Here is an 11,653-nt window from a genome sequence, read left to right on the forward strand (position 1 = left end):
GGCCGCCCCTCGCCCGACGGTTAGTCGGCCTTGTTCATCTGCTCCTTGAGGAGCGCGCCGAGCTTGGTCGTGCCACCAGCAGCGGACTGGTAGTCGGCCATGGTATCGGCCAGATCTTCCTCGTCCTTCGCACGGATCGACAGCTGGAGCTGACGGCCCTTGCGATCCATGCCGGTGAACTTCGCCTCGACCGCATCGCCGACCTTCAGGTACTGCGTGGCATCGTCCACGCGCTCCTTGGCGATATCGTTCGCGCGGATGTAGCCCTCGACGCCTTCGCCGAGATCCACGACCGCACCCTTGGCGTCGACTTCACGGACCGTACCGGTCAGGACCGTGCCACGCGGATTCGTGGCCATGAACTGACCGAACGGATCCTGCTCCATCTGCTTGATGCCGAGGGAGATGCGCTCACGCTCCGGATCGACGGCCAGGACCACGGCCTCGACTTCGTCGCCCTTCTTGAAGTTGCGCACGAGGTCTTCACCCGATGCCTGCCACGAGATATCGGACAGGTGGACGAGACCGTCGATGCCGCCTTCCAGGCCAATGAAGATGCCGAAGTCGGTGATCGACTTGATCTGGCCGGACACCTTGTCGCCCTTCTTGTGCATGGCGGCGAACGCTTCCCACGGGTTCGAGCGGGTCTGCTTGATACCGAGGGAGATGCGGCGACGCTCTTCATCCACGTCGAGGACCATGACTTCCGTCTCGTCGCCGACCTGCACGACCTTGGCCGGATTGACGTTCTTGTTGGTCCAGTCCATTTCGGAGACGTGCACGAGGCCTTCGACGCCCGGCTCGATCTCGACGAAGCAGCCGTAATCGGTGACGTTGGAGACCTTGCCGAACAGGCGGCTGCCGACCGGATAGCGGCGGGCGATGGCGACCCACGGGTCGTCGCCGAGCTGCTTGAGGCCGAGCGACACGCGGTTGCGCTCGCGGTCGTACTTGAGCACGCGGACGTCCAGCTCGTCGCCGACGTTGACGACTTCGGACGGGTGACGCACGCGCTTCCACGCCATATCGGTGATGTGCAGCAGGCCGTCGATGCCGCCGAGGTCGACGAACGCGCCGTAATCGGTGAGGTTCTTCACCACACCCTTCACGACCGCGCCTTCCGTCAGGCGTTCGAGCAGCTTCTCGCGCTCTTCCGAGAACTCCGTCTCGACAACCGCACGGCGGCTGACGACGACGTTGTTGCGCTTGCGATCGAGCTTGATGATCTTGAACTCGAGATCCTTGCCCTCGAGGTAGACCGGGTCGCGAACCGGACGCACGTCGACCAGGGAGCCCGGCAGGAATGCGCGGACGTCCTTGATGTCGACCGTGAAGCCGCCCTTGACCTTGCCGGAGATCTTGCCGGTGATGGTCTCTTCCTTGTCGAACGCCTGCTCGAGGTCGTCCCACACCATCGAACGCTTGGCCTTCTCACGGGAGAGCTTGGTCTCGCCGAAGCCGTCTTCGAGCGCGTCGAGCGCGACCTTGACCTCGTCGCCCACTTCCACTTCCAGCGCGCCGGACTCGTCCTTGAACTGCTCGATGGGGACGATGCCTTCGCTCTTCAGGCCGGCGTTGATCACCACCACGTCGTTGCGGATTTCCACAACGATACCGGTGACGATGGAGCCGGGCTTCAGCTTGGAAATGGCCTGCTGGCTCTGTTCAAACAGTTCGGCAAAACTTTCAGTCATGTTGATTCCAGGGTTATGAAAGGTCGTACCCGGCGTCTGCCTCGGTTCTCGAGCGCAAGCGGACGGGGGACCCACCGGTCGTGGGCGCATGGGGGAGGCTTGTTGGGAAACCGCCCTGCACCGTTGCCAATATCCCGCGCACACAACGTGCGCGGGCGTTGTGCCGGATGCGCTTAAGGACGCACCACGGCGAATACTTTTTCCACCACCATCTCGATCGGCATGCCGGTGGTATCGATCACCACGGCGCCCTCGGCGGGCTTCAACGGGGCGACCGGCCGCGACGCATCCCTTTCGTCACGTGCCTCGATCTCTCGTTGGAGAATGGCAAGTGTAACGCTCAGGCCCTTATCCTTCAACTGCTTATAGCGCCTTTTCGCGCGTTCGGCGGCGCTGGCCGTAAGGAAGAACTTATGGGCGGCATCGGGGAAAATCACCGTCCCCATGTCCCGCCCGTCCGCCACCAGGCCCGGCGCCTTGCGGAAACCGTGCTGGAGGTCCACCAGGGCCTGGCGGACCGAGGGGATGACGGCGATGGCCGAGGCCGCCGCCCCTGCCGTTTCCGTGCGTAGTTCGTCCGTGGCGTCGTGGCCGTTCACCAGCACCCGGGTCTCCCCGCCGTCGGGGCTGGCCTGGAAGCGGATCTTCACGGTCTGCGCGCAGCGGGTGACGGCTTCGGCGTCGGAGAGGTCGATGCCCTCCTCTCCCGCCGCATAGCCCACGGCGCGATAAAGGGCGCCGGAATCGAGCAGGCGCCAGCCGAGCCGTTCGGCCACCAGGCGGCTGATGGTGCCCTTGCCCGAGCCGGACGGGCCGTCGATGGTCAGCACGGGGACGGCAGCCGGATGGGCCATGGGATCAACCTCGTTCACGAAACGCGCATGATATCGCGTCGGCTGCCCGAAACCGGCCCATGGACAGCCTCCGGGGGCCGTGCTAAAAGCCCCCAACCTCTATGCGCCACGGGTTGAAACGCTCCATGTCCGACCACCTCCAGAGCCAGTTCGAGCGGGCTTACCTGGACCTCACCCGTCTTGGCCAACGGCCCGATAACGACACCCTCCTGCGTATCTATGCCCTTTACAAACAGGGCTCCGAGGGCGACGTCCAAGGCGACAAGCCCGGCTTCTTCGATTTCGTGGGCACCGCGAAGTACGAGGCCTGGGCGGCGCTGAAGGGCGTACCACGGGAAGAGGCGATGCGCGACTACATCGAACTGGTGAGGTCACTGGGAGGTTGAGGGCCCCGCCCGGGGGAGCCGACCTTGTCAGCGGGCCAGATTGAGGCAAGCACCCCTCGCCGACAGGGTCGGCTCCCACCAGATAGGTCAACCCTCCACCGGTCAGTCCGTAGCGGGGCGCTCTTGTGGGAGCCGATCATCGGCGATCCTACGACGCGCGGAGCGAGATCCAGGCAGCGACCGGCAGGCCGCCGAACACCGCCGCGGCGCTGGCCGGAGCCCCCCGTCCGGTCGCCACCGTTTCCAGCCGGCCCTCGGTGAGCACTCCCGTCCACTGGCCTTCGGGCAAGTGCAACGTTGTCCCCTCCCACCGCTCATCGGGAATCGCCGGCGTTTCCGCTCCCGCCAGCCACCCTGCCGTATGCCGCGCCACGGCGACCGCAAGCCGCTGGCCCCGCCATTCGCGAACGAAGGCCACGATATGCCCCGCCGCCGGCCCCTCGGCCGCCAGGGGCCGATAGCTGCCGCGCGCGAACAGGTCGGGATGGGCCTGGCGCAGCCGCAGCAAACGGGCGATCACCGCCTGCTTGATCGAGCCATCCCTCCATACCGGCAACAAGTCCGGTGGCGCGGCATCGCGTTCGAGGGATACGGCCCGGGCCAGGAAATCGACAGGACGACGGTTGTCGGGATCGACCAGGCTGAAGTCCCAGTAATCCGTGCCCTGATAGAGGTCGGGCACGCCCGGCGTCGTCAGCCGCAGGACGGCCTGGGCCAATCCGTTGGCCGCCCCGGGGACGGCGATGTAGCTCGCGAAGGCCGCCACTTCCGCCGCCGATTCGCTCGACAGCACGCTGCGCAGGAAATCCTCACAGGCGTCCTCGTACGGCTCGTTCGGCGAGGTCCAGCGCGTCCAGCGCTTCGCTTCGCGCAAGGCCTTGCGTTGCCACGCGGCGATGCGCGTGGCGAAGCGCTCCACGCTGTCCACGTCGTCCGGCGACAGCCCGTGTGGCCATGCGCCGACCAGCATCTGGTAGAGGATCAGCTCATCCGCGGCCGATGGCGCCATCCGTCCTTCCGCGCGCTGGCGGAACCCGGCATGGCGGGAGCGCCAGCGATCCACTGTCACGATCCAACGTTGAGGCACTTCGGAGAGCACGGCCAGGCGTGCGCGAAAATCTTCGCCCCGTTTGTGATCGTGGGTGGCGGTGGCCAACAGATTGTGCGGCAGCGTGGCGGCGCGTTCCGCGCAGTGACGGTGGAAATGTTCCGGAGCGATCGCCAGACTCGCCGCGTCGACGCCCACCTCGTTGCGCGACAGCAGGCGGCCATAGCGATAGCCGGCGGTGTCTTCCACCGCCTTGGCCGCCACCGGCGAGGTGGATTGCTGGAACATCGCGAGCGCCCTTTCGCGTGCGCGGCGCACCGGGCCCGGCGGCAAAGAGCGCGGCGCCTCGCCACCGAGCCATCGCGCGACGAGATGCAGCAAATCGCTGTCTTCGAGACGAATGGTACGTAGCGCGCCTTCGACGGCCCGCGCGAACACCGCTTCGTCATAGGCGTCGCGGCCGGCGCCCCCCGCATAGGTGCGGTACACCGGAAAATGCACGAGCAGTTCCACCAGCACGCGGCGAATGGCGGCCAGCGATACATCCCGCGTCACGATATCGGCACGCGCCGCGGTGAACAGGGCCCGCGCCGTACGGTCCAGTTCCGCTTCGAAACTGTCCACGAGTATCTGCCGCCGCGCACGCACCGCTTGCGTTCCGAAGTCCGCGCTCTCGCCCGTGAGCTTGCGCCATAGGCCAGTCAGCGGCGCCTCACCGTTTTCGTCGTGCAGCACGGCCGACACCTGATCCATGAATTCATAGCCGGTGGTGCCATCGGTGCGCCAATCGAGGCGCAGGGTCTCGTCCGGCGCGAGGATCTTCTCCACCACCAGGTAGGCCGCGCCGCGCGGAGCTTCCGGCGGACGCCTGATGCGCAGCGTCTCGAGCCGGTGGCGCAACTGGCGGCAGTAGCGTCGTGGATCGGCCAACCCATCGACGTGGTCGCAGCGCACACCGTCGATCAAGCCTTCGGCGTACAGCCGGAAAATGGTCTTGTGCGTGTCTTCGAAGACGGCTGTCCGCTCGATGCGCAAGCCCGCCAATTCGTTGATGTCGAAGAAACGGCGATAGTTGACCATGTCGCTGGCGAGCTTCCAGAACGCCAGGCGATAGTGCTGACGTTCGATCAACGCATGCAGCGCCGCCCTGCCCTCGCCCGTCCCCGGGTCGTGCATGGCCTGGGCTTCCCCGCCCAGTGCCGCCGAGGAGGCTGGCGACAACGGCAGGTGGTCGTCATAGACCCGCAGCATCCATTCGTCGCGCCGCCGCGCCAGGCATACGTGGCCATCGCGCAGGGTCTGCTCATAACCCGCGCCGAGGATCGGTAACAGCAGCCGCCCCTTCAACAACGGATCGGGCGCCTGCCATTCGATATCGAAATACCCCGCGTAGCGGCTTTCCCGTCCATGCCGAAGCACGTCCATCCACCACGCATTCTCGACGCCCACGCCCATGTGGTTGGGCACGATGTCGACGACCAGCCCCATGCCGCGGGAGCGCAGGCTGGCGACGAGACGGCGCAGGGCATCCTCCCCACCGATCTCCGGATTCACCTCATGGCAATCGACGATGTCGTAGCCATGGGTCGAACCGGCTCGCGCGCGCAGGATCGGTGAGGCATACAGATGGCTCACGCCGAGGCGCGCGTAATAGCCGACGACGTCGACCGCATCGTCGAGGGTGAAGCCCGCGTGGAACTGCAGGCGCGCCAGCGCACGCGGGGCGCTCACGCGCGATGCCGGGTCTGGTCGATCGCGGCGCATACGGCGTGGGCGATCGGGCCATCGAACAGGCGTGACGACGAATCGGGCATGCGCCTGCGCCAGTTGGGATGGATCGCGTCGGTGGGACCGGGAAGGTTGGGCTGTTCGTGCAGGCCGAGCACGTCTTCCACCGGAAAGATCGCCAGGGGCGCAGGTGCTTGCGATACGTGCCGGGCCGCCGCCACGACCACGGGCGAGATATCGTCCGGCGCAGGCGGGGCATCCTCGTTCCACGCGGAGCCGGACGCGAACAATGCCCGCCAGAGCATCACCCGCTCAACCTCACGCTGCGCCGCCTCGTCGACATCGGGGTTGTCGAGCCCGGTGCGTTTGCGCCACTCCACGTCGCGCCCGCTCCACCATCCCGCCACCGTCGCCACGTCGTGCGTGCTGGTCGTCGCCATGGCCTTGCCGGACCAGTCCGCCGGGGCGATGAAGCCACCGTCCGCGGCGCGCTCGAACCAGAGCACGCGAATACCGAGGACACCTTTATCGGCGATCGTCTGGCGAAAGTCGGCCGGTACGGTGCCCAGGTCCTCGCCGATGACGATGGCGCGGTGCGCATGCGATTCCAGCGCGATCAACCGCAACATGTCGCTGAGCGGATAGCGCACGTAAGCGCCCTCGGTCGCGCCCGAGCCATGGGGCACCATCCACAGGCGCTTCAATCCCAACACATGGTCGATGCGCACGCCGCCGGCATGCGCCAGCGCGGCGCGCAGCATGCCGATGAATCCCTTGAAGCCGGTCTCGCGCAAGCCGCGCGGCGAGAACGTGGTGAGCCCCCAATCCTGGCCCAGCCGGTTGAGCGCATCCGGTGGTGCACCCACGGACAGGCCGTTGAGCACTTCCTTCTGGTGGGCCCACGCATGACTCCCGCCCGCGTCGGCACCCACCGCCAGGTCGGCCACCAGGCCGATGGCCATGCCCGCGTCGCGTGCCGCCTTCTGCGCTCCCTCCAACCCCTGAGTAGCGAGCCATTGCAGCCACGCGTGAAACGATACTTCACGGGCGTGCTCGCGGGCGAAGGCCGCCACGTCGGGGCTGGCCGGATCATGGAACGCTTCCGGCCAGCCCTGCCAGCCGCCCGCTCTTCCATGCGCGGTGAAGTCGGCATGCAATGCCTCGAAGCGCGCATGGCGTTCCAACGGTTCGCCTTGTTCGCGCCGGAACCGGGCGAAGCGTTCCGAATGCACGATATCCACCGACGCCCACTCGAACACGGAACGGAGGATCGTCATCCGTGCACGCGCGGCACGTGGCCAGTCGATCAACTCGAGCCATTCGAGTTCGGCCAGCTCCTGGCGCAGGTTGTGCGTGTCGATCACCGCGCGCACGGTCTGTTCGCCGCTGGTCCGCACCGGATCGATGTACAGGCCATTGAGGAACAGTCGGCTCGACGGCGCATACGGGCTGTAGCGCTCAGGGGCTGCCGCGAACAAGGCGTGCAGCGGGCTGATCGCCAGGGCATCCGCACCCTTTTCCGCGGCGGCCTTCGCACAGAGTTCCAGTGCCGTGAAATCACCGATGCCGCCGTCGCCGGGCCGGCGCAAGCTGGACATCTGCACCGCGACACCCCAAGGCCGGTTAGCGGAGGCGATGTCGCCGATGCCGAAAGCGCGCGGTGGCGCGACAGCGAGCGTGACCGGCTCCTCGTCGAGCAGTAACGTGTAGTAACCGGGCATGGCCGGCGCACCGACAAACCGCTCGCCGGATGGCAAGGCGCCCTCGCTGACCCGGCCGCCTTCGTCCGTCACGATCTTCCACGACCGGCCGCGCGCCGCCACCGGTAGCTCGACCTGTCCACCCGCGTCGGCGGTAAGCAGCCTCGGTGGCTGCCGGCCGCTCCGCTCTTCCTCCATGCGCCGCAAGCTCGCCTCGACATCGTCCGCGTTGTCCGCCGGCAACCCCAGGGCCTGCAAGACCGAGCGCACCGTGCGCGCCGGCGTCGATTGCGGCCGGTCGAGTGCGTCGCGCCAGTTCACGTCGATTCCGGCCTGCTCGGCCAGTAACGCGAGGCGGTCATCGAGGGGCTCGTTCACGAATCAGGACTCCAGGCAGGCGAGCGTACGGCGGGCGGGAAGCAAGCCGCGCGAAACGGATGCGATATCGGCGGCATCGCCATGCAACCAGGCCGCGGACGGCGATGGTGGCTTCACGAGGGTGACGTCGATGTCGGCGAAATTGACGAACAACGTGAGCGACGACCCGCCCAACGACCAGCGCGCGATGAAGGCGCACTCGCCCGCCGCTTCGGCCCCCAAGCTGCGCGCCTGCTCGATATGCGGGGCGACGTGCTTCTGCCGCGCCGCGATCAATTCACGAACGAGCGTCCGGCGCGCGTCGCCGCGTTCGCGATCCCTCACGGGAATGGACGCGGTAAACGTGGCGTATTCGTTGGGATCGGGAATATCCTCACCGGAGAATCCGGTGAAGGCGTCGAATTCCTTGCGCCGGCCATCGCGCACGGCCTTGCGCAGGTCTTCATCGGGGAAGTCGGTGAAGAACAGGAACGGCGTCCGGCTGGCCCATTCCTCGCCCATGAACAGCATGGGTACGAAAGGTGCCAGCAGGAGCAGCGCGAGCGCGGCCTCGAGCGTTTCCGGGGAAACGAGGATACTCAGCCGGTCCCCGAACGCGCGATTGCCCACCTGGTCATGGTTCTGCAGGAAGTTCACGAATCGCGATGGCGGCAGGTGGGCGCTGGGCTCGCCGCGACGGCGACCGCCCATCGGCTCGCCCTGGAAGGCGAAGCCTTCGCGCAGGCAGCGCAGCAGCTTGTCCATCGGCGGATGGTAGTGCGCGTAATAGCCCTCTCTCTCTCCGGTGAGCAGCACGTGCAGCGCATTGTGGAAATCGTCGTTCCATTGCGCGTCGAACCGGCCACGGCCGAGCAGGTGGGCCTGGTTGGCTTCGTTCTCGAGAATGAGGTGCACATGACGCCCCGGCTCCACGGCGGCATGCACGCGATCCGCCAGCGTTGCCAGCCAACCGGCATTACCGATCGCGTGCACCGCGTCGAACCGCAGGCCGTCGAAACGGAACTCTTGCAACCAGTAGAGCGCGTTGTGCACGAAGTAATCGCCCACCTGCGGCGTTGCCACACCGATGGCCGCGCCCCACGGCGTATGCGTGGATTCGTCGAAGAACGGCGACGCATACGCGCCGAGGTAGTTGCCCTCCGGTCCGAAGTGGTTGTAGACCACGTCGAGGAAGATCATCAGCCCGACCCCGTGCGCCGTGTCGACCAGCGACTTCAGGTCGTCGGGCGACCCATAGGCGTCCGCCGGGGCAAAAGGCAACACGCCGTCATAGCCCCAGTTGCGCTCACCCGCGAACTCGGCGATGGGCATCAGTTGGACGGCGGTGATACCCAACGAGGCGAGGTGTGGCAAGACCATCTCCACGCCATGGAACCCGCCGAGTGCACCCACGTGCAGTTCGTAGATCACGGTTTCGTGCCAGGGCCGCCCGCGCCAACCGGCGTGCCGCCATGCGTACCCCACGGGATCGGTGACCATGCTGAAGCCGTGCACGTCGCCACCGGCCTGCCGGCGCGAAGCGGGATCGGGCACTACCAGGCCATCGCCGAGACGGAAGCGATAGCCGGAACCCACCTCGGCGGGAAGCACGCATTCGAACCAGCCGTCGTCCAGCGCGCGCATCGGCAAGGCGTGCCCGTCGTCGCATTCGATCGATACCGTATCCACGTCGGGAGCCCAAAGCCGGAAACGGGTGCGGCCATCGCCCAGGTGCCTGGCGCCATACGGCATCGCGTGGACGAAGGTATCGCTCATGCCGGTTCCGTCCTCGCCGACGCGGTCAGGAGGATCACACTGCGTCCTTCCACCTCGACCGACGATTCGCTCCAGGGCGTTTCCGGCGCGGACGGCATGGCGCTGTTGCAGCTCATCCGCCAGTTCACGGCAGGCTGGGGAAGGTTGAACACGTGCTTCTCGGGCGTGGCGTTGATCAGGACCAGGGTCACGTCGGCGCGCTTATCCCCGTACGCCTGCGCGCGGCGCAACGCCAGCAAGCGGCCTTCCGTGTATTCCCAGGTCTCCTGGGTCATCTCCGTGCCGCTTTCGTCGAACCACGTCACTTCGCGCATGCCCGGAGCCACCTCCGTGTCTCCACGCAGGAAGTGCGCCGCCCTCAACGTCGGGTGCTTTTCACGAAGGCGGATGAGGCGTGCGACGAAATCGGTCAGCTCCCTGCCCCGTTCCTCCGTGGCCAGTTTCCAGTCATACCAGGACAGTTCGTTGTCCTGGCAGTACGCGTTGTTGTTGCCCTGCTGCGTGCGGCCGAATTCATCGCCACCCAGCAGCATGGGCGTGCCGTGCGAGAAGAACAGCGTGGACAGCATGGCGCGCTTGGCGCGATCGCGCGCGATACGGATAGCGGGATCGTCCGTCGGACCTTCCACCCCGTAGTTGTAGCTTTCGTTGTCGTTGCCGCCGTCGCGGTTGTCCTCGCCGTTGGCTTCGTTGTGCTTGTCGTTGTAGCTGACCAGGTCTTCCAGCGTGAACCCGTCATGCGCGGTGAGGAAATTCACCGACGACCAGGGTTTACGCCGATGGTGGTCGAACAGCTCGCCGGAGGCTTGCAGGCGTCCGGCGAGCACGCCGCGCATGTTGGAATCGCCTTTCCAGAACTTTCGGACGTCATCGCGGAACTGACCATTCCACTCGGCGAAACCCGCCGGATGGTTGCCCAACTGGTAACCGCCAGGTCCGATGTCCCAAGGTTCGGAAATCAGCTTCACGTTCGCCAACACCGGGTCCTGGCGCATGGCGTCGAACAGACCGCAACAGGGGTCGAAGCCGTGCTCCTCGCGGCCGAGGCTCACGCCGAGATCGAAGCGGAAGCCGTCCACGTGGAAGGTCTGCACCCAGTAGCGCAAGGAATCCATCACCAGCTGGAGTACCCGCGGATGCGCGGTGTTCACCGTGTTGCCGGTGCCGGTATCGTTGATGCAATAGCGCGGGTCGTCCGGCATCAACCGGTAGTAGCTCTTGTTGTCGAGGCCCCGGAACGACATGGTGGTGCCCAGCTCGCTTCCCTCGCAGGTGTGGTTGTAGACCACGTCGAGGATCACTTCGATGCCGGCCGCGTGCAGCGCCTGCACCGCCGCACGAATCTCGTTCAGCGCGCCCTCGGCGAGATAGGCGGGCTCGGGAGCGAAGAAGGCCAGCGTGTTGTAGCCCCAGTAGTTACGCAGCTTCATCTCCGTGAGGCGGCGGTCCTGCAGGAAGGCATGCACGGGAAGGAGTTCCACCGCGGTGACGCCGAGCTTCACCAGGTAGTCGATCACATAGGGATCGGCCAGTGCGATGAAGGTACCGCGTTCGTGCTGGCGGATACGCTTCAAGGTGCGCGTGAAACCCTTCAGGTGGGTCTCGTAGATCACCGTTTCCTTCCACGGCGTGTGCGGCCGGTTGCCGTGGGTCCAGTGCATCGGTTCGTCGACGACCACGGCCTTGGGCATCGCCGCCGCGCTGTCGCGCCGGTCGAACGACAGGTCGGCGCGTGACGAAGCCACCCGGTAACCGTGCAGGGCATCCGACCAGCGCACCTGTCCGTGCAGCAGGCGCGCATACGGGTCGAGCAGCAACTTGTTGGGATTGAAACGATGCCCTTCCTCGGGAGCGTAGGGGCCATACGCGCGAAACCCGTACAACGTGCCGCCGCGGACGCGAGGCAGGTAGCCGTGCCAGATCTCGTCGGTGCACTCGGGTAATTCGTAGCGTGCGATTTCGCGCTTGCCCGACGGATCGAACAGGCATAGCTCGATGCGCTCGGCATGGGCGGAGAACACGGCGAAGTTGGTTCCCATGCCGTCACACGTGGCACCGAGCGGGTACGGCGTTCCAGGCTGCATGCGTTCGGGAAGGACAGGCATCGGAT

At 66.3% G+C, this 11,653-nt stretch carries 7 protein-coding genes; 1 reads left to right on the plus strand and 6 read right to left on the minus strand.

Going from position 1 to position 11,653, the window contains the following annotated elements:
* Positions 1 to 20: 20 nt before the first annotated feature.
* Together rpsA and cmk are read right to left on the minus strand one after the other, a co-directional pair.
* Complete coding sequence (gene rpsA / locus J2T07_RS04640) at positions 21 to 1,694, minus strand: 30S ribosomal protein S1 (protein WP_306847662.1); 1,674 nt, start codon at positions 1,692 to 1,694, stop codon at positions 21 to 23.
* Positions 1,695 to 1,867: 173 nt separating this feature from the next.
* Positions 1,868 to 2,548 (minus strand): (d)CMP kinase, encoded by a 681-nt coding sequence (cmk, locus tag J2T07_RS04645; RefSeq protein WP_306847663.1) that lies wholly within the window; start codon positions 2,546 to 2,548, stop codon positions 1,868 to 1,870.
* Positions 2,549 to 2,673: 125 nt separating this feature from the next.
* On the opposite strand from cmk, the gene J2T07_RS04650 reads away from it, so the two are divergent.
* Positions 2,674 to 2,934: an acyl-CoA-binding protein gene (locus tag J2T07_RS04650; protein WP_306847665.1), complete on the plus strand. Its 261-nt coding sequence runs from the start codon at positions 2,674 to 2,676 to the stop codon at positions 2,932 to 2,934.
* Between the two features lie 148 nt (positions 2,935 to 3,082).
* Here the strand turns inward: J2T07_RS04650 and treY are convergent, their stop codons facing one another.
* From treY to glgX, 4 genes are read right to left on the minus strand one after another with little or no spacing between them, the layout of a single operon-like run.
* Positions 3,083 to 5,713, minus strand: a complete 2,631-nt coding sequence (gene treY / locus J2T07_RS04655; protein ID WP_306847667.1) for a malto-oligosyltrehalose synthase — start codon at positions 5,711 to 5,713, stop codon at positions 3,083 to 3,085.
* Complete coding sequence (gene malQ / locus J2T07_RS04660) at positions 5,710 to 7,788, minus strand: 4-alpha-glucanotransferase (RefSeq protein WP_306847669.1); 2,079 nt, start codon at positions 7,786 to 7,788, stop codon at positions 5,710 to 5,712. The genes treY and malQ overlap by 4 nt, the downstream gene beginning before the upstream one ends.
* A 3-nt stretch (positions 7,789 to 7,791) precedes the next feature.
* A complete protein-coding gene (gene treZ / locus J2T07_RS04665; RefSeq protein WP_306847671.1) occupies positions 7,792 to 9,543 on the minus strand; it encodes a malto-oligosyltrehalose trehalohydrolase in 1,752 nt (583 codons plus the stop codon).
* Positions 9,540 to 11,648, minus strand: a complete 2,109-nt coding sequence (glgX, locus tag J2T07_RS04670; protein ID WP_306847673.1) for a glycogen debranching protein GlgX — start codon at positions 11,646 to 11,648, stop codon at positions 9,540 to 9,542. Before glgX ends, treZ begins: the two co-directional genes overlap by 4 nt.
* Positions 11,649 to 11,653: the final 5 nt, after the last annotated feature.

This window comes from Luteibacter jiangsuensis, assembly GCF_030812295.1.
In the GTDB taxonomy this organism is placed as follows: domain Bacteria; phylum Pseudomonadota; class Gammaproteobacteria; order Xanthomonadales; family Rhodanobacteraceae; genus Luteibacter; species Luteibacter jiangsuensis_A.